The 26,143-nt window shown below is 72.6% G+C and carries 27 protein-coding genes and 1 pseudogene; 16 read left to right on the forward strand and 12 right to left on the reverse strand.

Annotated elements, in window-relative coordinates:
- Position 1: 1 nt before the first annotated feature.
- A complete protein-coding gene (gene boxC, locus BLS43_RS19095) occupies positions 2-1,645 on the reverse strand; it encodes a 2,3-epoxybenzoyl-CoA dihydrolase (RefSeq protein WP_093086763.1) in 1,644 nt (547 codons plus the stop codon).
- A gap of 281 nt (positions 1,646-1,926) precedes the next feature.
- On the opposite strand from boxC, the gene BLS43_RS19100 reads away from it, so the two are divergent.
- The 11 genes from BLS43_RS19100 to BLS43_RS19150 all read left to right on the forward strand — a co-directional run bounded on the left by BLS43_RS19100 (position 1,927) and on the right by BLS43_RS19150 (position 12,413).
- Positions 1,927-3,279 (forward strand): ammonium transporter, encoded by a 1,353-nt coding sequence (locus tag BLS43_RS19100; RefSeq protein ID WP_176921420.1) that lies wholly within the window; start codon positions 1,927-1,929, stop codon positions 3,277-3,279.
- Entirely contained in the window at positions 3,276-3,614 is a 339-nt protein-coding gene (locus tag BLS43_RS19105) for a P-II family nitrogen regulator (protein WP_093086766.1), read from the forward strand. The genes BLS43_RS19100 and BLS43_RS19105 overlap by 4 nt, the downstream gene beginning before the upstream one ends.
- Positions 3,615-3,648: 34 nt before the next feature.
- Positions 3,649-4,110: a MarR family winged helix-turn-helix transcriptional regulator gene (locus BLS43_RS19110; protein WP_245707585.1), complete on the forward strand. Its 462-nt coding sequence runs from the start codon at positions 3,649-3,651 to the stop codon at positions 4,108-4,110.
- Positions 4,111-4,205: 95 nt separating this feature from the next.
- Positions 4,206-5,468, forward strand: coding sequence for an FAD-dependent monooxygenase (locus tag BLS43_RS19115; protein ID WP_093086771.1), 1,263 nt, complete (start codon positions 4,206-4,208; stop codon positions 5,466-5,468).
- A gap of 10 nt (positions 5,469-5,478) precedes the next feature.
- Positions 5,479-6,870, forward strand: a complete 1,392-nt coding sequence (locus BLS43_RS19120) for an MFS transporter (RefSeq protein ID WP_093086774.1) — start codon at positions 5,479-5,481, stop codon at positions 6,868-6,870.
- On the forward strand, positions 6,867-7,661 hold the full coding sequence (locus BLS43_RS19125; RefSeq protein ID WP_093086776.1) for an FAD binding domain-containing protein: 795 nt from the start codon (positions 6,867-6,869) through the stop codon (positions 7,659-7,661). The genes BLS43_RS19120 and BLS43_RS19125 overlap by 4 nt, the downstream gene beginning before the upstream one ends.
- Positions 7,654-10,032, forward strand: coding sequence for a xanthine dehydrogenase family protein molybdopterin-binding subunit (locus BLS43_RS19130; RefSeq protein ID WP_093086779.1), 2,379 nt, complete (start codon positions 7,654-7,656; stop codon positions 10,030-10,032). The genes BLS43_RS19125 and BLS43_RS19130 overlap by 8 nt, the downstream gene beginning before the upstream one ends.
- Positions 10,029-10,532 carry a (2Fe-2S)-binding protein gene (locus tag BLS43_RS19135; protein ID WP_093086782.1) on the forward strand — a complete coding sequence of 168 codons (504 nt, stop codon included), beginning with the start codon at positions 10,029-10,031 and terminating at the stop codon, positions 10,530-10,532. The genes BLS43_RS19130 and BLS43_RS19135 overlap by 4 nt, the downstream gene beginning before the upstream one ends.
- Positions 10,529-11,161 (forward strand): isochorismatase family protein, encoded by a 633-nt coding sequence (locus tag BLS43_RS19140; RefSeq protein ID WP_093086785.1) that lies wholly within the window; start codon positions 10,529-10,531, stop codon positions 11,159-11,161. Before BLS43_RS19135 ends, BLS43_RS19140 begins: the two co-directional genes overlap by 4 nt.
- The gene (locus BLS43_RS19145) at positions 11,158-11,982 is read left to right on the forward strand and encodes an alpha/beta fold hydrolase (RefSeq protein WP_093086789.1); all 825 of its coding nucleotides are present in this window, start codon (positions 11,158-11,160) and stop codon (positions 11,980-11,982) included. The genes BLS43_RS19140 and BLS43_RS19145 overlap by 4 nt, the downstream gene beginning before the upstream one ends.
- Before the next feature lie 92 nt (positions 11,983-12,074).
- Positions 12,075-12,413 (forward strand): hypothetical protein, encoded by a 339-nt coding sequence (locus BLS43_RS19150; protein WP_093086792.1) that lies wholly within the window; start codon positions 12,075-12,077, stop codon positions 12,411-12,413.
- On the opposite strand, the gene BLS43_RS19155 is transcribed toward BLS43_RS19150, so the two are convergent.
- The 5 genes from BLS43_RS19155 to BLS43_RS19175 are packed head-to-tail and all read right to left on the reverse strand — an operon-like array spanning position 12,414 to position 17,000.
- On the reverse strand, positions 12,414-12,911 hold the full coding sequence (locus BLS43_RS19155) for a 2'-5' RNA ligase family protein (protein WP_093086795.1): 498 nt from the start codon (positions 12,909-12,911) through the stop codon (positions 12,414-12,416). It abuts the gene before it with no gap.
- A 37-nt stretch (positions 12,912-12,948) separates the two neighbouring features.
- Positions 12,949-13,839, reverse strand: a complete 891-nt coding sequence (locus tag BLS43_RS19160; RefSeq protein ID WP_093086798.1) for a PfkB family carbohydrate kinase — start codon at positions 13,837-13,839, stop codon at positions 12,949-12,951.
- Positions 13,836-15,344 carry a purine-cytosine permease family protein gene (locus BLS43_RS19165; RefSeq protein WP_093086801.1) on the reverse strand — a complete coding sequence of 503 codons (1,509 nt, stop codon included), beginning with the start codon at positions 15,342-15,344 and terminating at the stop codon, positions 13,836-13,838. The genes BLS43_RS19160 and BLS43_RS19165 overlap by 4 nt, the downstream gene beginning before the upstream one ends.
- Before the next feature lie 13 nt (positions 15,345-15,357).
- Positions 15,358-16,323, reverse strand: a complete 966-nt coding sequence (locus tag BLS43_RS19170; RefSeq protein WP_093086803.1) for an ADP-ribosylglycohydrolase family protein — start codon at positions 16,321-16,323, stop codon at positions 15,358-15,360.
- Positions 16,320-17,000, reverse strand: a complete 681-nt coding sequence (locus tag BLS43_RS19175) for a GntR family transcriptional regulator (protein ID WP_093086806.1) — start codon at positions 16,998-17,000, stop codon at positions 16,320-16,322. The genes BLS43_RS19170 and BLS43_RS19175 overlap by 4 nt, the downstream gene beginning before the upstream one ends.
- 235 nt (positions 17,001-17,235) lie before the next feature.
- Between BLS43_RS19175 and BLS43_RS19180 the strand changes: the two genes are divergently transcribed.
- A complete protein-coding gene (locus tag BLS43_RS19180) occupies positions 17,236-17,829 on the forward strand; it encodes a hypothetical protein (protein WP_176921421.1) in 594 nt (197 codons plus the stop codon).
- Here the strand turns inward: BLS43_RS19180 and BLS43_RS19185 are convergent.
- Both BLS43_RS19185 and BLS43_RS19190 read right to left on the reverse strand, forming a co-directional pair.
- Positions 17,822-18,031: a transposase gene (locus tag BLS43_RS19185; RefSeq protein WP_093086809.1), complete on the reverse strand. Its 210-nt coding sequence runs from the start codon at positions 18,029-18,031 to the stop codon at positions 17,822-17,824. The genes BLS43_RS19180 and BLS43_RS19185 overlap by 8 nt on opposite strands.
- A gap of 16 nt (positions 18,032-18,047) precedes the next feature.
- Positions 18,048-18,644 carry a transposase family protein gene (locus tag BLS43_RS19190; RefSeq protein WP_093086812.1) on the reverse strand — a complete coding sequence of 199 codons (597 nt, stop codon included), beginning with the start codon at positions 18,642-18,644 and terminating at the stop codon, positions 18,048-18,050.
- A 215-nt stretch (positions 18,645-18,859) separates the two neighbouring features.
- On the opposite strand from BLS43_RS19190, the gene BLS43_RS19195 reads away from it, so the two are divergent.
- The 3 genes and pseudogenes from BLS43_RS19195 (at position 18,860) to BLS43_RS19205 (ending at position 22,322) form a co-directional block, all read left to right on the forward strand.
- Positions 18,860-20,032 (forward strand): HNH endonuclease signature motif containing protein, encoded by a 1,173-nt coding sequence (locus tag BLS43_RS19195; protein ID WP_176921423.1) that lies wholly within the window; start codon positions 18,860-18,862, stop codon positions 20,030-20,032.
- Between the two features lie 74 nt (positions 20,033-20,106).
- Positions 20,107-21,080 (forward strand): annotated as a pseudogene (locus tag BLS43_RS19200) (IS481 family transposase).
- Positions 21,081-21,170: 90 nt separating this feature from the next.
- Positions 21,171-22,322 (forward strand): cytochrome P450, encoded by a 1,152-nt coding sequence (locus BLS43_RS19205; RefSeq protein WP_093086817.1) that lies wholly within the window; start codon positions 21,171-21,173, stop codon positions 22,320-22,322.
- Here the strand turns inward: BLS43_RS19205 and BLS43_RS19210 are convergent, their stop codons facing one another.
- Complete coding sequence (locus BLS43_RS19210; RefSeq protein ID WP_093086819.1) at positions 22,323-23,093, reverse strand: SDR family NAD(P)-dependent oxidoreductase; 771 nt, start codon at positions 23,091-23,093, stop codon at positions 22,323-22,325.
- A complete protein-coding gene (locus BLS43_RS19215) occupies positions 23,090-23,680 on the reverse strand; it encodes a hypothetical protein (protein ID WP_093086822.1) in 591 nt (196 codons plus the stop codon). The genes BLS43_RS19210 and BLS43_RS19215 overlap by 4 nt, the downstream gene beginning before the upstream one ends.
- A gap of 128 nt (positions 23,681-23,808) precedes the next feature.
- Between BLS43_RS19215 and BLS43_RS19220 the strand changes: the two genes are divergently transcribed.
- Entirely contained in the window at positions 23,809-24,753 is a 945-nt protein-coding gene (locus tag BLS43_RS19220; RefSeq protein WP_245707589.1) for a LysR family transcriptional regulator, read from the forward strand.
- Here BLS43_RS19220 and BLS43_RS19225 read toward each other — a convergent pair.
- Positions 24,709-25,455: a maleate cis-trans isomerase family protein gene (locus tag BLS43_RS19225; protein ID WP_093086825.1), complete on the reverse strand. Its 747-nt coding sequence runs from the start codon at positions 25,453-25,455 to the stop codon at positions 24,709-24,711. The genes BLS43_RS19220 and BLS43_RS19225 overlap by 45 nt on opposite strands.
- Positions 25,452-26,143 (reverse strand): 2,5-dihydroxypyridine 5,6-dioxygenase NicX family protein (locus BLS43_RS19230; protein ID WP_093086911.1); only part of this gene is annotated, 692 nt, incomplete at its 5' end. The genes BLS43_RS19230 and BLS43_RS19225, both read right to left, overlap by 4 nt.

Genomic DNA, 26,143 nt, shown 5'->3' on the forward strand with positions numbered 1-26,143 from the left:
GTCAGACCCTCTTCCGGTCGAACTCGGCCTTGCGTCCCGTGCCGTACCTGCGCAGCGCGCCCGCCTCACCGGAGGCGTTGGGCCGCACGAAGATCCAGTTCTGCCAGGCGGTGAGCCGGGAGAAGATCCGCGACTCCATCGTCTCCGGCCCGACGAACCGGTGGTTGGCCTCCATCCCGGTCAACGCGTCCGGGGAGAGCGAGGCCCGCTCCTCCAGCATGATCCGGATCTCGTCCTCCCAGTCGATGTCGTCCGGGGCGTCGGTCACCAGCCCCATCTCCAGGGCCTCCGACGCCGTGATCCGCCGGTCGGTCTCCTGGCGCAGCTTGGCGACGTGGTCGTCGTCGCCGTAGAACCGGCTCCCCAGCCGGGACAGCCCGTTCGCCATCGGGAACGTGCCGAAATTACTGGCGGACAACATGATCTGGGCCTCGTCGCCCTGCTCGTCACCCTCGATGGTGCCGTCGAGCATGTACTGGCGGTCGCACGCCAGCGCCAGCTCCAGCAGGGCACCCGCGAAGCACGACCCGGGCTCGATGAGCGCGATCAGGCTGCGCGAGGTGACGTCGAGCCGCTTGAGGACCCGCTTGAAGTAGTGCCGGATCTCGTTGACCAGCCAGTCGTCCCTGCTGTGCTGCTCGATGACGCGCTCGAACGCCAGGGCGTCCTCCACGTCGCCCTTCGTCCGGATGATCCACGTGCCCAGCTCGAGCTCGTTGGCGCGCAGCCGCAGGATCAGGTCGTCGAGCTCGCGGGTCATGGCCAGCGGCCAGAACTCGTCACCCAGCTCGTGCACCCGCTCCAGGGACTCCGGGACCCGGCCCTCCGGACCCAGGACGGTGATCTCGACCAGGCCGTTCTGCCGGTCGAGCTCGGCCTTGACGTGCCGGTAGTGGTAGCCCTCGGGGGCCAGCGGCCGCAGGGGGATCCCCCGCTCCCCGGACCGGGTCGACCCGGCGGCCGCCTGCGCGGCCCGCTCGGCCACGGTCTCCGACCACACCCGCTTCGGGACGACCTCGTCGACGAGCTTCCACTCGACGGCCTGCCTGCCGCGGATCCCCTCCGACCGGGTGGCGAACAAGTCCGCCCGGTCCTTGCGCACCCGCCGCTTGTCGATCACCCGGGTCAACCCACCGGTCCCGGGCAGCACGCCCAGCAGCGGCACCTCGGGCAGCGAGACGGCCGAGGAGTTGTCGTCGATCAGCAGGATCTGCTCGCACGCCAGCGCCAGCTCGTACCCGCCGCCCGCCGCGGTGCCGTTCACCGCCGCGATCCACGTCTGGCCGGAGTTCTCGGTCGCGTCCTCGATGCCGTTGCGGGTCTCGTTGGTGAACTTGCAGAAGTTCACCTTCCACGGGTGCGAGCTCTGGGCCAGCATCCGGATGTTCGCGCCCGCGCAGAAGTTCTTGTCCTTGCCGCTGGTCACGACCACGGCCCGGACGCCGGGATGCTCGAACCGCAGCCGCTGGGACGCGTCGTACAGCTCGATGTCCACACCCAGGTCGTAGCTGTTCATCTTCAGCTCGTAGCCGGGGACGATCCCGCCCGCCTCGTCGATGTCCAGGGTCAGGGTGGCGACGGGCCCGTCGACGTCGAGTCGCCAGTGCCGGTACGCCTCCGGCGAGGTGCCGAACGAGACCTCCATCGGTCGCTCCTGTCGTCGCTGTCAAGAGAAGTGGCGGGAGTAGCCGACAGTCTACAACATCAACCACCCGCGTCAACTTTGCGTAGAACGTCAGCCCACCCGACCCGCCCGCCGAAGATCGGCTATCGTCGATTCCGGAATCGCCGTTTCGTCCCGACCGTTTCGGGGCGTAATTGCCATTTGTGAGGCCCGTTCACCGCGCGGAAACGGCGTCGCACTCCTGGGTGAAACAGATCGGCCCGAGCATTCCCGCCACGACGCGACCGAGCGGGAGGCACATCGTGGTGAACACCGGGGACACCGCCTGGGTGTTGGCGAGCGCGGCGCTCGTCATGTTGATGACACCGGGCCTGGCCTTCTTCTACGGCGGCATGGTGCGCAGCAAGAGCGTGCTGAACATGCTGATGATGAACTTCATCTGCCTGGGCGTCGTCGGCGTGCTGTGGGCCCTGTTCGGCTACAGCTGGGCCTTCGGCGACGACGCGTTCGGCGGTCTGGTCGGAAATGGGGAGTTCGCCGGACTCGCGAACACGATCGGACATTTCGTCGGCGTCGGATCCGATTCCGCACCCTGGCCCGGAGGCGACGCGCTCCCCGCGCTCTCCTTCGTGATGTTCCAGCTGATGTTCGCGATCATCACCCCCGCACTGATCTCCGGAGCCATCGCGGACCGCACGAAGTTCTGGGCCTGGACGCTGTTCGTCGCCGGCTGGGTGACGCTGTGCTACTTCCCGGTCGCGCACTGGGTGTTCGCCTTCGACGGCTTCACCGGCGCGGACAACGTCGGCGGCTGGATCGCCAACACGCTCAAGGCCGAGGACTTCGCGGGCGGCACCGCGGTCCACATCAACGCCGGTGCCGCGGGCCTGGCCCTCGCGATCGTGCTCGGGAAGCGGAAGGGCTGGCCGCGCGAGCGGATGCGCCCGCACAGCCTGCCGTTCGTGCTGCTCGGCGCCAGCCTGCTGTGGTTCGGCTGGTACGGGTTCAACGCCGGGTCCGCGCTCGGCTCGAGCGACCTCGCGGCGGTGGCCTTCACCAACACCACGCTCGCCACCTGCACCGCCGTGCTCGGATGGCTGGTGGTCGAGCAGATCCGAGACGGCCGCCCGACCACGCTCGGCGCGGCGTCGGGCGCCGTGGCCGGACTGGTGGCCATCACCCCGGCCTGCGGCTACGTGGACCCCATGGGCGCCTTGGCGATCGGCGTCATCGCCGGTGCCGTCTGCGCCCTCGCCGTGGGCCTCAAGTACCGCTTCGGCTTCGACGACTCGCTCGACGTCGTGGGCGTCCACCTCGTCGGCGGCATCATCGGCACCCTGCTCATCGGCTTCTTCGGCGACAACAGCGTGAACTCCGCGGCCCTGGGCGACAACGGCCTGTTCTACGGCGGCGGGGCGATCCAGCTCGGCAGGCAGGCCCTCGCCGCGGGCGCGGTCCTGCTCTACTCGTTCGTCATCGCGACCGTGCTGGGCCTGATCATCAAGTCCACCATCGGCTTCCGGGTCGCCGAGGAGGACGAGGTCACCGGCGTCGACGAGACCGAGCACGCCGAGACCGGCTACGACTACAGCTCGCTCGGCGGCGGCAGCGGCATCGCCCACGCGAACGCCCCGACCCGGGTGGACGCCCCGTGAAGCTGGTGACCGCCGTCGTCCAGCCGTTCACGCTCCACCACGTCCGAGAGGCCCTGGAACACCTGGCCGTGCTCGGCATGACCATCACCGAGGCCAAGGGCTACGGCCGCCAGAAGGGGCACACCGAGATCTACCGCGGCTCCGAGTACGACGTCGACCTCATCCCGAAGATCAAGATCGAGGTCGTGGTCCCGGACGAGCTCGCGGACAAGGTGCTCGACGCCGTCGCCGCGGCGGCGCGCACCGGCCGGATCGGCGACGGGAAGGTCTGGGTCACCGCCGTCGAGCACGTGGTGCGGGTCCGCACCGGGGAGCGCGGGGCCGACGCGGTGTGATCGCCGGCCCGCTCGCCGTGGTCGAATAGCGACCGTGGCCGAACCGGAACAGCTTCCTGCACCCGAGGCCCTCCTCACCGCACCCGGGTACGTCGCGCGGCGGCTGCACCACGCGTACACCGCCGCGTGGCAGCGCTACGTCGACCCCGTCCTGACCGGCCCACAGTTCGCCGTGCTGACCGCCGTGGACGCCTACCCCGGGGTCGAGCAGGGCTCCCTCGCGCGCGCCGTCGCCCTGGACCGGTCGACGATGGCGAGCATCGTCAAGCGCCTCGAGGACCGCGGGCTGATCCGCCGCGTCACGCCGCCCGAGGACGGCCGCAAGCGCCTCCTGCACCTCACCGACGAGGGCGCGGAGGTCCTGCGGGCCGCCTACGAGAAGACCCGCGAGCTGGACCGACTCCTCATGCGCGACATGGCCGAGACCGACGAGACGACCCTGCTGACCAGGCTGAACGGCATCGCGGAGCACTGGGAGTCACTCGTCGAGGATTGAGGTTTCCGGAGCGTTAAAGCTGCGTGCACCCCTTGCGCTCGGAGATAGTCAGTGTTCGGATTATCTCCGTCGTCATCCGGACGCGGGAGGTTCACGTGGCAAGCCAGTCGTTCACCGTCACCATCGCGGGCGGTGGGCTCGGAGGTCTCACCACCGCGCTCGCCCTGCGGCGGAAGGGTCTGCGGACCGTCGTGCTCGAGCAGGCGCCGCAGCTCGGCGAGGTCGGGGCGGGCATCCAGACCGCGCCGAACGCCAGCCGCATCCTGTTCGGCCTCGGCCTGCGCAGGCAGATGGCCGCGATCCACACCGAGCCCACGGACCAGGTCCGGCGCCGGTGGGCGGACGGCTCGATCATCGCCTCGCTCCCCCTCGCGGACCGGGTGAAGCGCGAGTACGGGGCCCCGTACTGGCACTACCACCGCGCCGACCTGCACCGCATCCTGCTCGCGGCGTGCACCGACCCCGACGGTCCCGGCCCGGTCACCGAGGTGCACACGGACTCCGGGGTGGTCGACGTGGACCGGTCCGAGCCCGACCGCCCGGTCGCGGTCACGGCGGACGGGCGCCGGTTCGCGGGCGACGTCCTGATCGGGGCGGACGGCATCCGGTCGCGGGTCCGCGACGCGTGCGACTTCGACGACACGCTCGTCTTCTCCGGCGAGATGTGCTTCCGCGCGCTGATCCCCGGGGACAAGATCCGGGCCGATCCCACCACGCGTTTCCTGGCCGACCGGTTCCACTCGACGATCTGGTACGGCCCGGACCGCCACCTCGTGCACTACTTCGTCCGCGGCGGGGAGTACCTCAACGTCGTCGCCGTGGTGCCGAACACGCTCGACACCACGGACGCCTGGACCCTGCCCGCCACCGCCGCCGAGCTGGTCGACGCCTTCCCCGGCTGGGACGACCGCGTCGCCGCCGTGCTGGCCAAGGCGGACGACGCGTCGAAGTGGGCGCTGTTCCGCCGCCGTCGGGACCCGGTGTGGGTGGACGGGCGGGTCGCCCTGCTCGGAGACGCCTGCCACGCCATGCTCCCCTACCAGGCCCAGGGCGCGTCCCAGGCCATGGAGGACGCGGCGGTCCTGGCCGAGGAGCTGGGCGCCGCGACCCGGGACGGGATCGACGGCGCGCTGGTCCGGTACGTCTCCCGCCGGGCGACGCACGCCGGGATGGTCCAGGATGCGTCGCTCGAGAACATGCGCTTCTACCACCTGCCCGACGGCCCCGAGCAGCGGGAACGGGACGAGCTCCTCCGGGACTTCCGGGGCGAGTCCGACCTGTCCTACGACTGGCTGTGGGGCGGCTCGCCGCTCCACGACCCCGACACCGAGTCCCTCACCTACCCCTTCGCTCGTTAAGGAGCACCCCATGCGTACTGGCGACCAGGTCGTCCAGGACCTCCCGTGGAAGTGGGGGGTCCAGGGCAGGATCTTCGTCATCGGCGGCCTCGGCTACATGTTCGACGCCTGGGACGTCTCCCTCAACGGGTTCCTCACCCCGCTGCTGGGCACCGAGTTCGGCCTCTCCACCGGCCAGCGCGGCCTCGTCGCGACGGCAAACCTCATCGGCATGGCCGTCGGCGCCATCGCCTGGGGCACCATCGCGGACCGGATGGGCCGCAAGAAGGCCTTCTCGATCACGCTGATGATCTTCGCGTTGTTCTCCGTGCTCGGTGCGCTGTCGCCGAGCTGGGAGGTCTTCCTCGTGCTGCGGTTCCTCGCGGGCGTCGGCCTCGGGGGGTGCATCCCGGTGGACTACGCGATCGTGTCCGAGTTCTCGCCACGCAAGCAGCGCGGCCGGGTGCTGGCCGCGATGGACGGCTGGTGGCCGATCGGCACCACGCTGGCCGGCGTCAGCGCCACGTTCCTGGTCCCCGTCACCGGCAACTGGCGCTGGATGCTGGCGCTGATGGTGCTGCCCGCGATCCTGCTGTTCTGGATCCGTCGTGGCGTGCCGGAGTCCCCGCTCTACCTGGCCCGCACCGGCCGCGAGGCCGAGGCCCGGGCCGTCATCGACGACATGGTGATGCGGACCGGGGCCACCCCGGAGCCCTACGAGATCCCCGCGCCGGTCGCCGTCGAGAAGCAGCGGTCGCGGGGGATCGCCGCCGCGTTCGAGCAGCTCAAGCTGGTGTGGGCGTTCAACCCGCGGATCACCGGGGTGGCCTGGGCGTTGTTCGTCTCGGTCATGGTCGTCTACTACGCGGCCCTGTCCTGGATGCCGTCGATCCTGCGCGCCCAGGGCATGGGCGACGTGGCGGCGTTCGGCTCCACGACCGTCATGAACGCCGTGGGCATCCTCGGCGTGCTCACCTCGGTGCTGCTGGTCGAGGTCGTCGGGCGCAAGTGGGTGATCGGGGTGGCCGCGCCGCTGGCCGCCGTCTCGCTCGTCGTGTTCTCGCTGGTCCTGGGCTCGTCGACGGCGGCGATCGTGATGATCGCGGTGTTCGGCTTCTTCGCCCTCGTCGTCATCCCGGTCATGTACGCCTACGTCTCCGAGCTGTACCCGACCGAGCTGCGGGCCTCCGGCTTCGGCTGGGCCTCGTCGATGAGCCGCGCGGTGACCGGCTTCGTGCCGCTGGTGTTCGGCACGCTGCTCTGGCCGGTGCTCGGCCTGCCGCTGACGTTCGCGCTGATGGCGGTCGTCGTGTTCGCCGCCGTCGCCTACATGGCCTTCGGCGCGCCGGAGACGAAGGGCCGGGAGCTCGACCGGATCGCCGGTGCGGAGGTCCCCGCCGCCGCCGACAAGCAGGTCGTGTGAAGCCCGCCGCCTTCGAGTACCACCGCGCCCGCACGCCCGCGGGCGCGGTGGGGCTCCTCACCGAGCTCGGGGACGACGCCAAGATCATCGCAGGCGGCCAGAGCCTCGTCGCCATGATGAACTTCCGGCTCGCCCGGCCGGAGCACCTCGTCGACATCACCCACGTGGACTCGCTGCGCGGGATCGCGGTGTCGGAGGGCGAGATCCGCATCGGCGCCCTCACCACCCACCGCGAGGTCGAGAAGGCCGGGCTCGGGGTGCTCTCCGCGGCCATGCGTTGGGTGGGACACCTGCCCATCCGCACCCGCGGCACGGTCGGCGGGAGCATCGCGCACGCCGACGCCACCGCCGAGTGGTGCCTGCTCGCCGTCCTCTTCGACGCCCGGATCGTCGTGGAGGGCCCGTCGGGGGTTCGCGAGATCCGGGCGTCGGAGTTCTTCCTGGGTCCGTTCACCACGGCCCTGGGACCCGACGAGCTGATCACCGCCCTGGTCTTCCCCTCTCCGCCGCCCCGGGCCGCGCTCACCGAGTACGCGGACCGCCGCGGCGACTTCGCGCTGGTCGCGGCCGCCGTCGACCTCGACGCGGACCGGGTCGTCCTCGGCGGCGTCGGCGCCGTCCCGACGCTCGTGAGTGGTAAGTGGTGCTCTGGCACCACTTACCGCGCACGGGCGGCGGCAGCCGCGGGGTCGCTGGAGCTGCGGGACGAGCCGGGGATCAGCGCGCACTACCGGCGCGGGCTGGTCCGGACGTTGGTCGAGCGCGCGTACGAGGAGGCCGCGAATGGCTGAACGTTTCCCCAGCTCAGAACCCGTGAGTGGCGATAGTCGCCAGGGCGACTATCGCCACTCACGGGTGGTGGGGGCCTCGGTGCCGCGGCGGGAGGACCCGCGGCTGCTGGCCGGGCGCGGGCGGTTCGTCGACGACATCGCGTTGCCGGGGATGCTGCACGCACAGTTCGTGCGCAGCTCGGAGGCCTTCGCGGAGATCGTGTCCGTCGACCTGTCCGAGGTGCGCGCGGTGCCCGGGGTGGTGGCGGCCTACGCCGCCGCGGACCTGGACCTGCGCGACATCACCGCGCTGCTGGACCGGCCCGCGCACGAGTTCGTGCCGACCGCCATGCCGGTCCTCGCCCGGGACACGGTGCGGTATGTCGGCGAGCCGATCGCGATCGTCGTCGCGACGGACCCGTACGCGGCGGAGGACGGCGTCGAGGCGGCGGTCGTCGAGTACGCGCCGCGGGAGCCGGTGGTCAGCGACCTGGGCGCGCTGGCGGAGGGCGCCCCGCTCGTGCACCCCGAGGCGCCCCGCAACACCCTCGTCGACGTGTCGCTGTTCGCCACCGAGGGGATCGACGCCCTGTTCGAGGCGGCACACACCGTCGTCGAGGTGCACACCAAGACGGGACGGCAGAACGCGCTGCCCCTGGAGACCCGCGGCGTGGTCGCGGACTGGGACGACCGGGACGAGCAGCTGCGCGTGCAGACCTGCACCCAGGTCCCCCACCAGGTCCGCACGGTGCTCGCCGCCTGCGTCGGGCTCGCCGAGAAGCAGGTGCGGGTCACCGTGCCGGACATGGGCGGCGGGTTCGGGCAGAAGTGCGTGGTGGGGCGCGAGGAGATCGTCGCCGCGGCCGCCGCGCTGCGCCTGCGCAGGCCCGTCAAGTGGATCGAGGACCGGCGGGACGCGCTCACCGCGGCCTTCCTCGCCCGCGAGCAGCGGTACGCGGTGCGGGCCGCCTTCTCCGAGACCGGCGAGATCCTGGCCCTGGACGCGGACGTCGTGTGCGACATGGGCGCCTACTCCTGCTACCCCTTCACGGCCGGGATCGAGCCGCTGATGGCGTCCGCCGAGATGCCGTCGGTCTACACGGTCCCCGCCTACCGGGTGCGCGGCCGCGCCGTCACCACGAACAAGGCGCCGACCGCGCCCTACCGCGGGGTGAGCAGGCCGCAGTACGTGATGGTCATGGAGCGGGTGATGGAGAAGGCCGCCCGCGCGCTGGGCCTCGACCCGCTCGAGGTGCGCAGGCGCAACCTGATCACGGTCTTCCCCTACACCGGGGTCAACGCCATCACCTACGACCCGGGCTCCTACCGGGAGTCGCTGGACCTGTGCGAGCAGACGCTGCGGGACGAGGGCTGGTTCGACCGCCGCTCCGACGGGGTGATCGGCATCGGGTTCGCCTGCTTCTCCGAGCGCACCGGCTACGGCTCGGGCGCCTTCGCCCAGCGCCGGATGCAGGTCGTGCCGGGCTTCGACCTCTCCGAGATCCGGATGGACCTGGACGGGACGGTCTCCGTCACCACCGGCACCCTGTCGCACGGCCAGAGCCACGAGACGACGATGGCCCAGATCGTCGCGGACCGGCTCGGCATCCCCTACGACCGCGTCAAGATCGTGCAGGGCGACACGGACCGCATCACCTACGGCTGGGGCTCCTTCGCCTCCCGCTCCATCACCATCGGCGGCAGCGCCGTGGCGGCGGCGTCGGTGAAGCTCGGGGACCAGCTGCGCGAGATCGCCGCACACCTCCTCGGCGGCGACCCCGCGGCCGCGGTCCTCGAGGACGGTGGGGTGCGGCTGGAGGACGGGCGGCTCTCGTTCCCCGAGATCGCGGACGTGGCCTACCTGAGGTCGCACCTGCTGCCGAAGGGCGTCGGGCCGGGACTCGCGGCCACCGCGAGCTTCGACGTCGCCGGGGACGGGACCTTCTCGAACGCGACGCACGGCGTGGTCGTCGAGCTGGACCCGGGGACCGGCGGCGTGGAGATCCTGCGCTACGTCTGCGTCGAGGACTGCGGCGTGGCGATCCATCCGCAGGTCGTGGAGGGGCAGGCGCGCGGCGGGATCGCGCAGGGCATCGCGGGCGCGCTGTTCGAGGTGGTCCGCTACGACGACGCGGGCCAGCCCCTCGCCCCGTCCTTCATGGAGTACAAGGTGCCCACCGCCGCCGAGATCCCGGACGTGCGCATCGAGCACCTCGAGACCCCCTGCGCCTTCACCGAGAACGGGGCCAAGGGCGCCGGGGAGGGCGGCACGATCGGCGCCCCCGCCGCCGTGCTCAACGCGATCAACGACGCCCTGCGCCACACCGGGGTCGAGCTGGACGACACCCCGATCCCGCGCGAGGCGATCTTCCGAGCCCTGGAGGCCTCATGATCCAGCTGGTGGAACTGTCCGTGAACGGCGAGCGCCACGACCTCGCGATCGAGCCGCGGCGCACGCTGGTCGACGTGCTGCGTCACGACCTGCGGCTCACCGGCACGCACGTCGGCTGCGAGCACGGCATCTGCGGCGCGTGCACCGTGCTCGTCGACGGGCAGCCCGCGCGGGCCTGCCTGCTGTTCGCCGCGCAGGTCGAGGGCGCGGACATCCGCACCGTCGAGTCGTTGTCGGAGGGCGGCGCGCTGAACGACCTGCAGCAGTGCTTCTCCGAGCACCACGGCCTGCAGTGCGGCTTCTGCACGCCGGGGATGCTGATGCTCGCCGAGGGCTATCTCGCGGACGAGCCGGACGCCACCAAGGAGGAGATCCGCGAGGTGGTGGCGTCCAACCTGTGCCGCTGCACGGGGTACCAGACCATCGTCGAGGCGATCGACGACTGCGCCTCCCGCCGTCGGGCGGCGCTGCAGGACCGGCTGGACAGGAGTGCGTCGTGAGCGTGCACGGATCGTCGACGGACGCGACCTACGACCAGGCGGGCTTCGGTGCGCCGGTGCGGCGCGGGGAGCGGCCCGCGATCGTGGTCGTGGACCTGACGACGGGCTTCACCGACCCCGCCTTCCCGACGGGCGCGGACCTGACGGACGTCGTGGAGGCGACGACCCGGCTGGTCACCGCCGCACCGGACGTCCCGGTCGTCTACACCACGATCGCGTACACGCCCGCCGAGCTGGACACGGTCGCGTGGCTGTACAAGGCGCCGGGGATGCGGGCGCTCGCGGTCGGCTCCGAGGCGGTGGAGATCGACTCCCGGCTGCCGGTGACGGACGCCGACCACCTGATCGTCAAGAAGGGCGCGTCGGCGTTCTTCGGGACGGGCCTGGCGGCGCTGCTCGCGGCGCTCCGGGTGGACACCGTGATCGTCTGCGGCGCCACGACCAGCGGCTGTGTGCGGGCCACGGCGGTCGACGCCATGCAGTCCGGCTACCCGGTCCTGGTCCCGCGGGAGTGCGTCGGGGACCGGGCGGACGGGCCCGCGGAGGCGAACCTGTTCGACATCCAGGCGAAGTACGGCGACGTGATCTCCCTCGACGACGCACTCGCCTACGTGGGAGGGCTCACGTGACCCGGGTCGTGCGGCAGGACGCCCTGGCCGACCTCGCGGACGTCCCGGCGACCTCGCGCTGGGCCCGCAACGGCGCGGTCCGCCTGCACCTGCTGGACTACGGCGGGGACGGCGTGCCGCTGGTGATCCTCCCCGGGATCACCAGCCCGGCGATCTGCATGGACTTCGTGGCCCGCGCGCTCACCGACCTCGTCCGCCCCGTGGTGGTCGACGTCCGCGGGCGCGGCCTGTCGGACTCCGGCCCCGGGTACACGCTCGCGGACTACGCGGGAGACGCCCTCGCCGTCCTCGACCTGTTCGAGGACCCGCTGCTGCTGGGGCACTCGATGGGCGCCCGGATCGCCGCGGTCACCGCCACGCGCAGGCCCCTGCGCGGCACGGTCCTCGTCGACCCGCCGATGAGCGGGCCCGACCGCGGTCCGTACCCCACGACCCTCACGGCGTTCCTGGGCCAGCTCGACCAGGCCGTGGCCGGCACGACGGCGGACGAGGTCGCGCTGTCCTGGCCGCGCTGGCCCCGCCGGGAGCAGGAGCTGCGCGCGCGGTGGCTCTCCAGCTGCGACCGCGAGGCCGTCGCCGAGACCCACCGGGGCTTCGAGACCGAGGACTTCTTCGCGACCTGGTCGCAGGTCCCCGCCCCCACGACCCTCCTCTACGGTGCCGACTCCCCCGTCGTCACCGCCGCGGGAGCGAAGGAGGCGGCGGAGGCGAACCCCGCCGCGGCGCTGGTGGAGATCCCCGACGCGGGCCACATGGTGTTCTGGGACACCCCGGAGGCCGCACTCGACCTGCTCCGCAAGGCCCTGGTCCCACTTCTCTGAGCGTCGGTCCGGCCGACGGGTGATGGCCGTAACGCTGCGTGGTCGGCGCCGACGTACCTGATGTCTCGCGCTCCCCACGCATCGGAGATGTCATGTCGTCGCGCCCGCCGTCGGACCGCGCCCCGAACCGGACCACCGGGGCCTCTCGAGGTCGTCCCCGTCCCGCCGCCGAGCCCGCCACCGTCCCGTTCGTCGTCGTGCCGCGGCAACGTTCCGCGCCCCCGCCGGTCGGCCGCCCCACCAAGCTCGTCGTGCCCGGCCAGCGAGGGCCGCAGCCCCGCAAGGGTTCCCGACGGCCGGTGCTCGTCATCGGCGCGTGCGTCGCCGCGGCGCTGATCGGGCTCACCGCGGTGACGGGCCTGGTGTCCGCGCTGTCCTCGCCTCCGCCCGTCGTCGCCCCCACCTCCGCGACCACGACCACCGCACCCTGATCACGCGCCGTAGGTGAACCGCCCGGCCGGGCTCCAGGGGCCGCCGTCGTAGTGCCACAGGGCCAGTGCCACGACCCGTGTCTCCACCTCGGGTCGGGAGGCGAGCGCGGCGTGCAGCGCCCGCGCCGCCTCGGGCGTGACCTTGTTCTGCACCGTGACGTGCAGCTCCCGCTTGCCGCGGTCCTGGGCCGTCAGCTGGGCGCCCCACCGCTCGACGGCGGCGGCCCGCCAGCCGAGCACGTCCGGTGCGTCGACCCGGAGGGCGACCCCGCGTCCGAGCAGCCGCGGGGGTCCGACGGACGCGTGCGGCGGATCGCGGCGCACGGCCGCGGCGAGCTCCGCCGCGACCTCGGCTCCGAGCTCGCCCGGCAACGCGTGGAAGACGGTGACGTGCGCGTCGAGGTGGTTGCGCTCCGGCGGGAAGTGCCGGGCGCGCAGGGCGTTCAGCTCGGACTGCACCGGCTCGGCCAACACCGCGGACACCACGAGCGGACGCACCGCCCGAGCCTCCCCCCTCCGCCGCGGTGCCGCACGCTCAGGCCAGGAAGCGGTCGATCTCCGCCGCGGTCGGGCCGGTGGCCGGGCCCGCCTTCGTGACGGCCAGGGCGGCGGCCGCGTTGGCGCGGCGCGCCGCCTCGAGCACGTCCTCGCCGCGGAGGAGGGCGGCCGCCAGGACGCCGCAGTGGGCGTCTCCCGCGCCGTTGGTGTCCACGGCCTCGACCGCGAACCCGGGGACGACCTCGACGGCGCCGCTCCGGGCGACCAGGCACCCCGCGGCGCCGTCTCGGACCAGCACGATCGCGCCCTCGTGCAGCCGCGTGCCCAGCTCCAGCGCCGCCGCGGACAGGTCGGAGCGGCCGGTGAGCAGCCGGGCCTCGCGGGCGTTCGTGCTCAGCACGCAGGTGCGGGCCAGGGCGCGCGACCACGGGTCCGGGTCGATGTCGGCGACCAGCGGGCCCGGGTCCAGCAGCACCGCGCCGCCGGAGACGGCGAGGATCTGCTCGGCCTTCTCCGGGACGAGCAGGCTGTACCCCGAGACGTACAGCAGGTCCGCCGCGCTGACCTGCGGCAACGAGCCGGACACCGCGGTCTCCGCGCCGCTGCCGGTGACGAAGGTGCGCTCGCCGGAGTCGTCCACCAGGACCACGCAGATCCCGGTGTCGACCGCCGAGATCGGCGCCGAGGTCGTCACCCCCTCGGCGGCCAGGGCCGCGCGGGCCAGGTCGCCGTGTGGGCCCGTGCCGTGCCCGCCGGTGTAGACGACCGCCGCGCCGTCCCGCGCGGCGGCGGCCATGACGTTGAACCCGCCGCCCGCGGCGAGCGTGGTCGACGAGGCCATGACGTCCCCGCCCGCGGGCGGGAGCGCGGGGACGCGCAGCACCAGGTCGACCACGACCTGTCCGGTGTGGACGAGCCTGCCGATCACGAGAGCGGGATGGACTCGGTGCGCCGCGCACCGCCCAGGGCCGCGTAGACCCCGGCGGCGACGACGAAGGTGATCACCCAGGCCAGGCCGTTCTCGCCGAACCAGGTGCCCGCGAGCGGGCCGGTGAACCAGGGTGCGGACGACGGGCCCAGCGTGGCGAACAGGTACCCCCCGACGATCGCGAGGAGCCAGGCCAGGAAGGCCCGCGGCTCGACGCCCGCGCGATACCAGTAACCGCTGCTGCGGGAGGTGTCCATCAACGCCACGGGGTCATAGTGGTGCCGGCGCAGCATGTCGACGGCGATCACGCCCACCCATGCGGTGATCGGCACCGCCAGCGCGCTGATGAACGCGATGAAGGGCCCGTAGAAGCCGTCCGCGATCAGGATGAAGTAGATCGCGCCGACGAACGTGACGACGACGTCCACCACCACCGCGTAGACGCGCCGGACCCGGATCCCGAGGGTCAACGTGGTCAGGCCCGCCGAGTAGACCGAGAGGTGGTTGCTCAGCAGCAGCCCGCCGAACGCGGCGATCAGGTACGGCACGGCCATCCACGTGGGGAGCATGGCGCGGATCGCGGCGACCGGGTCGCCCGCGTCCGCCAGGCTCGGGTCGCCCGCGGCGAGCATGCTGCCCAGCGAGATCAGCAGGACCAGCGGGATGCCCGCGCCCGCGGCCGCGCTCAGCACCAGCTGCCCGGCGCGCACCGCCGGTGCCTGGTAGCGGGACATGTCGGCGGACGCGTTGGCCCAGCCGATGCCGGTCCCGGCGGCGATCACGCCGATCCCCGCGATGACGACGCCGATCGGGGCGGGCACGGCCGCGCCCACCGCGGACCAGTCGATCGTCGCCACGAGGAACCCCCCGACCACGATGTTCAGCGCGCCGAACACCCAGGTGGCCCACCGCTGCACGGAGACCAGGAACGCGTGCCCCAGGCCCGCGACCACCACCGTGAGCAGCACGAACACCAGGATGCAGACGATCGTCAGCACCGGGTGGTCCTTGGCCTCGGGGCTGGTCCCGAACAGGATCGTGGCCAGCGAGAGCAGGGCGAACGCCGCCGTCGTGGTGTTGACGGTCTCCCAGCCGAGCCGGGACAGCAGCGAGACGATGGTCGGTCCGATGTTGCCGCGGGCGCCGAAGACCGCCCGGGACAGGGTGAGGCCGGGCGCGCCACCGCGCCTGCCGGTGATCGAGACAGCCCCGACGATCGCGAAGGACCCGACCGCACCGACGACCGCGGCGATCACCGCCTGCCAGACGGTCATCCCCATCGCGACGAGCGTGGCCCCCAGGGGCAGGCCGAGGATCGAGATGTTGGCCGCGAACCAGACCCAGAACAGCTGGGCCGGCCGCCCCTCCCGCTCCCCGGCGGGCACGGGTTCGATACCGCGGGTCTCCAGTGTGGACTCGGACGCCGCCGGGTTCCGGGGCGACCGGGTGGAGGCCGGGGGACGGTCGGCGGCGGAGCCGCCGGGGTGGGTGGGTGGAGTCGCCATCGTCGTTCTCCCTCTACGGTCGAGTGCGCAGGGCGAGCAGGCCGTCGACGACGGGCTCGAGGTCGAGATCGTTGGCGGCCCGGACCTGGGCGAGCAGGTCCGCGGGCAGCCCGGACGCGCCGTGGTGTGCGCCGAGGATCGCGCCGCAGATCGCGGCGACGGTGTCGGTGTCGCCGCCGAGCGAGGCGGCCGTGGTGAGCGCGGTGCGGGGGTCGTCGCCGTAGGCCTCGACCAGCGCGAACGCGGCGATCACGGACTCGTTGGCGGCCACCGAGGTCCCCACCACGTCGGCGATGTCGTCGACGGGCGGGCGGGTCGCGCGCACCCACCGGAGGCGAGCGGCGATCGTGCCGCCCGCCACCCAGTGACCACGCGCGGCTCCGGCCGCGGCGGCCCGCTCGGCGGCGTCCAGCGCGTCAGGGAGCCCCGCGCCGGACACGCCTGCGGACACCGCGGCGGCCACCGCCGCCGCCGCGGCGATGCCGAGGGTCGTGTGGTGGGTGACCACGCTGGACGAGACGACCGCGTCCAGCAGGTGCGGCTCCGCGAAGGCGATCCCCACCGGCGCCACCCGCATGGCCGCGCCGTTGGTGGTGCCGTCCCGCCCCGTCTTCTCGACGGCCTCGCCCTCCCGCAGCCGGGTCAGCGCGCGGCGCGTGGAGGGGCCGAGGAGGTCGAGCGAGCCGCGGCGGATCATGTCCGCCTCCCACTCCTCGAGCGCGGCGGCGAAGGCGTGGGGCTCGACGGTCCCCTCGCCCTCGATCAGCAGCCGCGCCAGCAGCAGCGCCTGCTCGGTGTCGTCGGTGATCGACCCGGCGGGCATGTTCGGGGCGATCGGCTGGTCGGGGGCGCCGTCGAGCAGACGGTCGACCACGCCGTACCGGGCCGTGATCTCACTGCGGGACAACGACTGGGTGGGCATCCCGAGCGCGTCCCCGATCGCGAGTCCCCACAGCGCTCCGAGCGCACGGTCCCTCATGACGAGAACCGCAGGTGGAAGCGGAACCGTTCGGGGTCGAGCAGGCTGGTGACCTGCTCGACGAGGGCGCCGTCCGCCGCCCGCGTGACCCGGACGGCCTGCAGGAACGGCGTGCCGGGGGCGCGGTCGAGCAGCGCGGCGTCCGCGGCGTCGAGCGGCACCACGGAGATCGTCTGCTCGCCCTCGACCCCGCGCAGGCCCGCGGCCGCCAGCGTGGCCGTGATCGAGTCGTCGACGAGTCCGGTCGCGGGCACCGCCGAGGCGGGGATCAGCGCGGTCTCCAGCGAGACGGGCCGCCCGGCCGCGCTGCGGCGGCGGCGGACCACCACGAGACCGTCCGCCTCGGCGAGGTCGATGCCCAACAGCTCCACGGTGGCGTCCGCGCCGCTGTCGGCCAGCGCCCGCGCCCAGCCGATCTCCTGGTCGAGCGGCGCGCCGTCGAACGTGACGAACGAGCCGACCCCGGTCTCGGTGGTGATCAGGTCCTGTTTCTGCAGCTCGGCGAGCGCGCTGCGCACGGTCCCGCGGGACACGCTGTACCGCGCGGCGAGCTGGTTCTCCCCCGGGAGGCGGTCGCCGCGGGAGAGCCGCCCCGAGCGGATGTGCGCGGCGAGGTCGGAGACCAGCCGCGAGCGCTTGGAGTGGCGGACCTGTTCGGGCACGACACTGTTGTACATGAACCTGTTCATACCTGTCTACTGTCAGTGGAGGGATCGGCAGAACGCAGGAGACGAGCCGTCCAGGTCGCGAGGCGAAGGGTGTCTCGAGCACGGCACCTCGCGTCAGTCCTTCTCCGGGCTGCGCAAACGCGCTCGCGAGGAAGGCCCCGCGGCGTGCTCGAGCCCCGCTCCAGGCGGCCGCCTTCGAGCCCGTCGAAGGCGACCGAGCGGGTCAAGGCCCCTGACGGTCGCGGTGCAGGCGACACTGGAGGCGTCCGGGCTCGACCACGACCCGAAGCTCATCACCGACCACTCCCGCTACGCGGTCGCCTTACACGCCGCGCCCGGAGAGACAGCCCGCGATGCGATCACCGTCTTCGACAAGACCGTGGCCGCTCACGGTGTGCCGCAAAGGCCTCTCTCGGACAACGGGCTCGCACTCAACCCGTCGCGTCGCGGCCTGGTCGGACAGCTCGTCTCACAACCCCTGGCCGGCACGTTGCCCCAGATCCAGGCCCGGATCGACGCATCTCACCACATCGACACCGGAAGCCCCCACCAGGGACTCCCGGGCGCACCACACCGGCGACCGCGTGGGAGGCCACCTCGAAGGCCGACCCGCCCCGAGCACGCGTTCGGACAGGTCCTGGTCGTCAGCGACGGCGACCAGCCCGGCGACACGATCATCATCACCGACCTCGACGGCGAGATCCTCGCCGAACGCACCAGACCCGCGGCATCAGCTACGTCGGGAACGGCCGCCCACGCGGCCGCCGCCCGAAGTACCGGAAACCGTCACCGAGGTCCTGGCTCTGGCTCAGAAGCGGTGGTGCGGCGGGTCAGCTGAGCAGGATGTGTCGGTGGAGCAGTGCGAAGCCGGCTCGGCCGTACATCTGTCGCTTGAGCAGTTTGACCTTCGTGTTCGTGCCCTCGATGGGGCCGTTGCTGTAGGGCAGGGTCAACCCGGCGACGACTGCGGGAAGGTCCTTGCGCAGCCCACGGACGAACCCGTGGAGGGCGGGAAGGTCGCTGTCGTCGACGGCGCTCATCCAGCCGTGTAGGTCTTCACCGCGCCGTTCGGTGAGCAGCGCCGCGAAGTCGCGGACGCGCCCGAGCGATGACCATGGTCATGTAGCGGCGGCCACGACACAGCGCCACGTCGTCCACGCTGAGCACCGGCGGGACCGGGCTGGTGGTCTCCGGCAGCGGGAGCGTCATCAGAGTCCGCAGGACCGTCGAGCGGGACACCGTGACCCCGAGCAGGCCCAGCACCGCGGAACCGGCCCGTCCGGCGAGCCGGACCGCGGTCTGCCCGATCATCCCGGTCAACCGGACGGTGCGTCGCGCATAGCGGGCCGCCAGCAGGGGGACCTGCTCCCTGAACGTCCGCTGCGGACAAGTCCGCCCGGTGCAGACCAGCCGCCGCACGCGTAGCTCCACCGCCATCGGTCGACCCGCGACGGGCAGGTCGCTCAGATGTCGGAGCTGCCAGGCGTGCACCCGCCGTGACCGCGTCCCGCAGGACGGGCACGGCGCTTCCGCCCCCGCACTGCGGGCTCGCACCCGCACTACCGCGTCGGCGAGGGCCAACTCCTCGACCACCAGCGAGGACAACCCGGGGAACAGGAGCTCGTCAAGATCACGACCGCACCTGGGCCACACTCACAGACCGTGCCGGTTCACCCGTCCGTGACACGCCACAGGACGCACCACCGCTTCTGAGCCAGACCCGGAGTCCTGACACACCAACCGTCACAGATGTCCTGATGCAGAACCGTCACCCATGTCCTGACACATCCCGACACGACGGGCGGCGACTCGCTCCACAATTCGAACATATGTTCGCTTTAAGCGCTATGAGCTGCTATGATGTCCGCATGACCACGACCCTCGCGGACCCTCCCGCAGCGACAGGCACCATGCCGTCGCGGGAGGAGCGGGCCGCAGGGTTCGGGCGGATCGAGCGGCTGGTCGCGCTGCGGAACCGGATCGACGCGGAGATCGCCGAGGAGGTCCGGGCGGCGGCGCAGCGGGAGGTCGAGGCCCGGCTGGAGGAGGCGCTCGCCGATCCCGAACGGGCCGAGGCGGGCATCGTCGGGCAGGTCGGGCTCGCGTTGCGGGTCTCACCGACCCGGGCGCGCACCCAGTTGCGGCTCGCCCGCGATCTGCACGCCGGGTTGGACAAGGTGCGGGAGGCGTTCTCCGCGGGGGAGCTCGACGAGCGTCGGGTCGCCGCGATCGTCGCGGCCGCCAGACACCTCGACCCGACCCAGCGCGCCGAGCTGGACCGCCGGCTCTCCGCCCACGACCTGCCGATGCTCGGCGTGCGCAAGGTTGCGGACCTCGCCCGGACGGTTGCGGCGGCGGTGGCACCGGAAGCCTTCGCCGAACGCGCCCGTGCCGCCCGCCGCGACCGGCACGTCGCGATCAGCCCGGCCGAAGACGGGATGGCGGTGTTGCGGGCATTGTTGCCGATGGAGCAGGCCATCACCTGCTACGCCGCGCTGCGCAAGGCGGTCACCGAACACTGGGTCGGGGCCGAGCCGGTCACCCGCACCCGCGGACAGATCATGGCCGACACCCTCGTCGAACGCCTCACCGGAGAGTCTGTAGCCACACCGACGCAGGTGGAGATCCAAGTCCTCGTACCGGTCGAGTCCCTCCTCGACCGCGACTCCCCGCTGCCCGCCGAAATCCCCGGGTTCGGGCCCACCACTCTGCTGGACGAGGCCACCTGTGTGGGGTGGCGGCGGCTGGTCACCCGGGACGGCATCGTGATCGGCGGTGACTCCCGCCGTCGCGCCTTCGGTGGGGTGCTGGCCGACTGGATCCGCGCCCGGGACCGCGGCCGCTGCACCGAACCCGGTTGTGACGCCCCCATCGAGCACCTCGACCACCGCAGACGCTGGTCGGAGGGTGGCGCGACGAGCCTGGACAACGGCCGCGGCACCTGCGCGTTCCACAACCAGCTGCGTGAACAACCAGGCTGGCACCTCACCGACCACACCACCACGACCCCCACCGGCCGCCGCTACACCCTCCGCACGTAGACCCGGCGCCGAGAGCGCAAGATCATGCCCAAGCGTCTCGCCCGCGTGCTCCGCGCAGCGGGTTCCGCAGCTGCGTGTACCGCGCGGGCCGGCAACGGCGCCCGCGGGCGACTGGTCCCGCGAGTCCCCGCCGCCTGATCGTGGCGCGCTGGCTCGGTGGTTGGCCCGCGCCCCGTATCGCCGAACAGCTCGGCATCTCCCGGGCCACCGTTCACAAGTGGATCAACCGCTACCGGGCCCAGGGATGGGACGGGTTGGCCGGTCGCTCCTCCCGCCCGCACCACAGCCCCACCCGCACCCCGGGCGAGGTCGAGGACCGGGTCCTGGCCCTGCGCGCCACGGCCCGGCGCGGGCCGGTGTTCCTCGCCCGTGAGCTCGGCATGGTCGCCTCCACCGTCGGGCGGATCCTGCGCCGCCACCAGGTGATGCCGCTACGCGCACTCGACCCGATCACCGGGGCTCCGGTCCGCCGACAGCACCCCGGGCGCCGCTACGAACACCCCCGACCAGGAGATCTGGTCCACGTCGATGTCAAGAAACTCGGTCGAGTCCCCGACGGCGGTGCCTGGCGACTGCACGGGCGCAGCGAGCAGGTCCGCGGCCGCAAGGTCCACGGCCGAGCACTCGGCTACTACTTCCTCCACGTCGCCGTCGACGACCACTCCCGGCTCGCCTACGTCGAAGCCCTGCCCGACGAACGCGACCTGACCTCGGCCGGGTTCCTGCGCCGCGCCACCGCCTGGTCCGCCGGCCACGGCGTGACCGGGCAGCGGGTCTTGACCGACAACGCCCGTGTCTACCGGGCTGGACCCACGCGTGTGTCGAGCTCGGGATCCGGCGGCGTTTCACCCGCCCGCACCGCCCGTGGACGAACGAGAAGGCGGAGCGGTTCAACCGGACCCTGCAAGACGAGTTCGCCTACGCCCGAGCATGGCTGTCCAACACCGAACGCCTCGCCGCACTCGACAGCTGGGTCCAGGACTACAACACTCGACGAGCCCACTCCGCCCTCGGCGGCCACCCACCCATCACCCGGCTCACCACCTGAGCCGGTCGACAACCTGATGGGTCACCACACCTAGAGCCGGCGGACAGGTCGCGGGGTGCGTCGGCGCGCCGAGAGGCGCACCATCGAGCCGTGACCACCACCCTCCCGCAGCTGCCGTTCGATCGTCCGGGGGTGCTGGATATCGCCCCGCTCTACGCCGAGCTGCGCGAACGCGCCCCGGTCACCGCCGTGCGCACCGCGACCGGGGACCCGGCCTGGCTGGTCACCGGCTATGCGGAGTGTCGGGCGCTGTTCGCCGACCCGCGGCTCGGCCGGAGCCACCCGGACCCCGCGAACGCCTCCCGGGTGTCCGGCTCCGCGATCCTCGGCGGCCCGATGATGGGCGACCCCGAGACCGAGCACGCCCAGCACCAGATCATGCGCAAGCTCCTCGCGCCCGCCTTCTCGGCGCGGCGGATGCAGCGGCTGCGCGGGCACGTGGACGCACTCGTCGCCGCGACGCTCGACGACCTGCAGGCCCACGGGTCCCCCGCCGACCTGCACGAGCTCGTCTCGCTGCCGATCCCGATCCTGGTCATCTGCGAGCTGCTCGGCGTGCCCTACGCCGACCGGGACCGGTTCCGCGCCTGGTCAGAGGGCGCCGGGCGGCTCGACGACCCCGCGTTCGCCCAGAAGTCGCTGTACGCGCTGGTCCAGTACGTGCAGGGGCTGATCGAGCGCAAGCGCGCCGACCCGGGCGAGGACGTCCTGACCGACCTCGCCGCCGCGGGCCCCGAGCACGACGGCCGCAGCGCCGGGCTGGCCGCCGCCCTCCTGTTCGCGGGGCACGAGACCACGGTGACCCGCATCGACGTCGGGACCCTCCTGCTCCTGCGACAGCAGCGGTGGGAGCCCGCGGGCCCGGAGGTCGTCGAGGAGATCCTGCGCCTGGCCGCCCCCGGCGGCAGCGGGCTGCCCCGCTACGCGCACGCCGACGTCGAGATCGCGGGCGTGACGATCCGCCAGGGGGACTGCGTGGTCCTCGCCCCCGCCGCGGCGAACCGGGACCCGGGCACCTTCGCCGCGCCGGAGGCGTTCGAGCCCGGCCGGGACACCGCGCACCTGTCCTTCGGCTACGGCCCGCGCTTCTGCATCGGCGCGAGCCTCGCCCGGGTGGAGCTGCAGGCCGTGTTCACGGCCCTGCCCGCCCGCTTCCCCACCCTCCAGGTGGTCCCGGGCGAGCTCCGCCTGCGCGCGGACCTCCTCACCGGCGGCCTGGACGCCCTCCCCGTCACCTGGTGATCAGGTCATCACCACGCCGCCGTCGACCGAGAGGGTCTGGCCGGTGACGTTCGCGGCGCGGTCGGAGAGCAGGAAGGCGACGGCCTCCGCGACGTCCCCGGGAGTCTGCGGCCTGCCCATGGGCACCATCGCGCCCACGAACCCGTCGAAGATCTGCTGCGGCGTCGCGTCCGCGTAGGCGGGGTCGTTCGCGCGCAGCCACTCGCTCGTCGTGCGCCACATGTCCGTCCAGACCAGACCGGGCATCACGCAGTTCGCCCGGATCCCGGTCGGCGCGCCGACGCGGGCGAGGACGTGGGTCAGCTCGATCACCGCCGCCTTCGACGGCCCGTAGTCGGCGAGCATCTCCATGCCGAGCCGCGCCCCGATCGACGCGACCGTGGCGATGGCGCCGGGCCTGCCCGCCCGCCGTCGGACGAACTCCTGGCAGGTCACGAACGTGCCGCGGGTGTTCACGGCGGACGTGCGGTCCCACTGCTCGTCGGACAGCTCGGCGAACGGCACGAAGAGCCCGACGCCCGCCACCGTGGCCACCGCGGTGACCTCGCCGGGCAGCCGGTCGGCCTGGTCGAAGGCCGCGCGGACCGAGGCCCGGTCGCGGACGTCGCAGACGGCGTGGGCGACCGTGGCACCCTCCGCGGCCAGCTTCCCGGCGATCTCGGCGAGCCGGTCGCCGTCGAGATCGGTCAGGAGGACCGGCTGCTCGGTGGCGAGGCGGGCGGCCACGGCGGACCCGAGCCCGCCCGCGGCCCCGGTGACGAGAACGGTCACGGGATCTCCCGCGCGATCTCGGGGGCCAGCAGCTCGGCCGCGCGGGCGGCGGTGATCACGTCGACGGGGTCGACCTCGGTGACCTGGCGGGAGGCCCCGTCCTCGTACACGTGCTCGCCGATCAGCCTGCCGTGCTCGTCGTAGGGCCAGACGAACGCGAGGGTGCGCTGGAGCAGGACGACGTCCCCGCCGGACCGCACCGAGCCGAAGACGCTCTCGCCGAGCATGGCGCTGGGCACGAACTGGCGGAACACGACCTCGCCGGAGAACCCGCGGTCGTTGACCGCGATGTCCTGCTCGGCGACCCACATGACCAGTGCGTCGGCCGCCACGAGGGACTCGTAGAAGGCGGTGACCTCGGCCATGCCGTCGATCACCAGCGACTGGCCGCCCTCGTGCAGGCGGTACACGGGCTCCTCGACGGTCATGGTCGGGGCGAGCAGCTCGTGATAGCGGCCCGCGACCTCGAGCAGGCCGTGCAGCCGGTAGTTCTTCAAGATCGCGCGGTGGCGGGGGTTCTCGGTGTTCTCGAGCTGCTTCTCCAGACCGGCGAACATGGTGGTGAACTCGTGGTCGTAGCGACTCATGCGGGCTCCTCGTCGAGCGTTCGGGACGCCGACCACGGTCGCCCGCCCCTGCCGCCGCGGTCCATGACACGAACCGGCCACAGCGTGAACCGATCGGCTAACGCCGCAGGTCACAGGGTCGCGCTGACGTGACGCGGGCCACTATGCTGGTCGCGATGGACCTCAACCTGCACCAGGCGCGCTACCTCGTCGCAGTGGTCGACGAGGGCCACTTCGGGCGCGCGGCCGAGCGGCTGTTCGTGAGCCCGCCCGCGTTGAGCAAGCAGGTGCGGGCGCTGGAGCGTGCACTCGGCGCGGAGCTCGTCGACCGCACCGCGCACCCGGTCCGACCCACCGCCGCGGGCGAGCTCTTCCTCGCCGAGGCACGCGATGCCCTCGCCGCGGCGGACCGCGCGATCGCCGCGGTGCGCCGACACCGGCAGGAACGGGCGGGCACGCTCCGGCTCGGGTTCATGACGGCCTCGGCCGGACAGGCCGTGCAGCAGGTGCTCGACCAGGTCCGGCGCGCCACCGAGTGCACCGTCCGCCTCGTCCAGCTGGGTTGGTCCGAGCAGGTCGAGGCGGTCCGCGCGGGCCGGGTCGACGCGGCGGTGGTGCGGCCGCCCTTCGCAGACACGTCGGGACTCCGGCTGGACGTGCTCCGGCTGGAGCCCCGTGTCGTCGCGCTGCCCGTCGGGCACCGGCTCGCGGCGCGGGCCTCGGTCCGCCTCGCCGAGCTCGACGGGCTGCCCCACGTCGCGGACGACGAGGTGGACCAGCGCTGGGTGCGATGGTGGGCGTGCGACCCGCGGCCGAGCGGTGTGCCGGTGCGCTACGGGCCCGTCGTGCACACCATGGACGAGCTGCTCGAGGTCGTGGCCGCGGACCAGGCCGTCGCGATCACCGGAGGGTCGGTGCCGGACGGTCACCGACACCCCGGCGTCGCGTTCGTCCCGGTGCAGGACGTGGCCCCCTGCCCGATCTCGCTGTGCACGCGCGCAGGTGACCGGGCGCCGCCCGTGGTCGCGCTGCGCCGCGCGGTGCTGGAGTCAGCCGGCCAGGAGCCGCCCGGCGTTCGGGACGACCGGGGGTAGCCCCAGCTCCTGGAGGATGCGGTAGGTCGTCGCGGTCGCCGCGGAGAGCACGGGCAGGCCGAGCTCGTCCTCCACGGGTTGGATCGAGGGCAGGGACGGCATCTGCACGCAGGCGGACAGGACGAGTGCCTCGGCCCCGCTCAGGTCCAGTCGCGTGTAGTGGTCGCGCAGGTCGGCGGGGTCGAGCCGGGCCACCGCGAGGTTGTCCGAGACCTCCAGCGACAGCGCGTCCACGACCTCGATCCCGGCGTCCGTCAGGTAGTCCACGACCGCCTGCGTGAGCGGCTTCAGGTACGGCGTCACGATCGCGACCCGCCGCGCGCCGAGCGCCTCGATCCCGGCGATCAGCGCACCCGCGCTGGAGATCACCGGTGCCTTCGAGCCCTCGGCCCGCAGCGCCGCCGAGATCGAGTCCTCGGCGGTGCAGTGGTAGCCGGGGCCCTGGGCCATGATCGCGACCAGGCAGGCGGTGGCGACGACGTCCGGGCGGGCGTCGGCGAGCTCGGCCGCCGCCCGCTCGGCCTGCGCGTTCATGGCGCGCAGCTGTTCGGGGGTGACGTGCTGCATCCGGGCCCGGGCGGCGTGGAAGACGAACCGGTCCTCGGGGTGGGCGTCCTCGCGGGCGCGCAACATCCGGGGCAGCTCGGTCTCCATGGTCAGGTTGGAGCTGGGGACGATCATCCCGATGTGATGGTCGGTCATCGCTTCTCCACCGGCTTCATCTCCGGGACGGTGAGCTCGCCCGCGTCGACGATCAGCTCGTCGTCGAGGTAGAGACTGTTGCCCCGCATCGGGATGTCGAAATGACACGCGGTGTCGTTCGGCCCACCCAGCTCGTTGTTCGGGCCGATCGAGAACATCACGTTGCCGTAGAAACTACGCAGCTCCATCCCCATGCCGCCACCGAACTGGGTCAGCCCGTGCCAGTGCGCACGCTCGTCCAGACCCCACCCCACATGCGACATGCCGTAGCCGCGCGGGTCGTCGAACGAGCGGATGTACGAGCTGAGCAGGTCCGCGTCCAGCCCACCCCGGATGTCGCGGATGAACCCCTGCTCGATCGTCAGCTCCACCGGCGCCTGCACATAGGTGTTGAACGGCAACAACACATCCCCCGGCGCCAACACGATCCTCCCGTCCACCCCGTCGTCCGCCCCACCGGTGAACACGAACGCCGCAGGCCAGTGATCCCACCGACCCGGCTGGTCGGTGTAGCCGTACTCCGACAACGTCGGATACACCCCCAACCGGTAGGTCACATCCGTACCGTGCGGACTGGTGATCCGCATCGTCTGCGCCTTCGCCAACAACTCCGCCCCGATCTCCACCCGCTCCCGCAACTCACGAGTGGGCATCAACCGAGCCAACAACGACGCCGGCTCCACCGCGG

The organism is Pseudonocardia oroxyli (assembly GCF_900102195.1).
GTDB lineage: Bacteria > Actinomycetota > Actinomycetes > Mycobacteriales > Pseudonocardiaceae > Pseudonocardia > Pseudonocardia oroxyli.

Excerpts from the sequence above, each read along its gene's own strand:
- boxC (WP_093086763.1), bottom strand. The coding sequence starts at position 1,645 with ATGGAGGTCTCGTTCGGCACCTCGCCGGAGGCGTACCGGCACTGGCGA.
- BLS43_RS19120 (WP_093086774.1), top strand. The coding sequence starts at position 5,479 with ATGCGTACTGGCGACCAGGTCGTCCAGGACCTCCCGTGGAAGTGGGGG.
- BLS43_RS19130 (WP_093086779.1), top strand. The coding sequence starts at position 7,654 with ATGGCTGAACGTTTCCCCAGCTCAGAACCCGTGAGTGGCGATAGTCGC.
- BLS43_RS19135 (WP_093086782.1), top strand. The coding sequence starts at position 10,029 with ATGATCCAGCTGGTGGAACTGTCCGTGAACGGCGAGCGCCACGACCTC.
- BLS43_RS19150 (WP_093086792.1), top strand. The coding sequence starts at position 12,075 with ATGTCGTCGCGCCCGCCGTCGGACCGCGCCCCGAACCGGACCACCGGG.
- BLS43_RS19165 (WP_093086801.1), bottom strand. The coding sequence starts at position 15,344 with ATGGCGACTCCACCCACCCACCCCGGCGGCTCCGCCGCCGACCGTCCC.
- BLS43_RS19170 (WP_093086803.1), bottom strand. The coding sequence starts at position 16,323 with ATGAGGGACCGTGCGCTCGGAGCGCTGTGGGGACTCGCGATCGGGGAC.
- BLS43_RS19175 (WP_093086806.1), bottom strand. The coding sequence starts at position 17,000 with ATGTACAACAGTGTCGTGCCCGAACAGGTCCGCCACTCCAAGCGCTCG.
- BLS43_RS19185 (WP_093086809.1), bottom strand. The coding sequence starts at position 18,031 with ATGAGCGCCGTCGACGACAGCGACCTTCCCGCCCTCCACGGGTTCGTC.
- BLS43_RS19195 (WP_176921423.1), top strand. The coding sequence starts at position 18,860 with ATGACCACGACCCTCGCGGACCCTCCCGCAGCGACAGGCACCATGCCG.
- BLS43_RS19215 (WP_093086822.1), bottom strand. The coding sequence starts at position 23,680 with ATGAGTCGCTACGACCACGAGTTCACCACCATGTTCGCCGGTCTGGAG.
- BLS43_RS19225 (WP_093086825.1), bottom strand. The coding sequence starts at position 25,455 with ATGACCGACCATCACATCGGGATGATCGTCCCCAGCTCCAACCTGACC.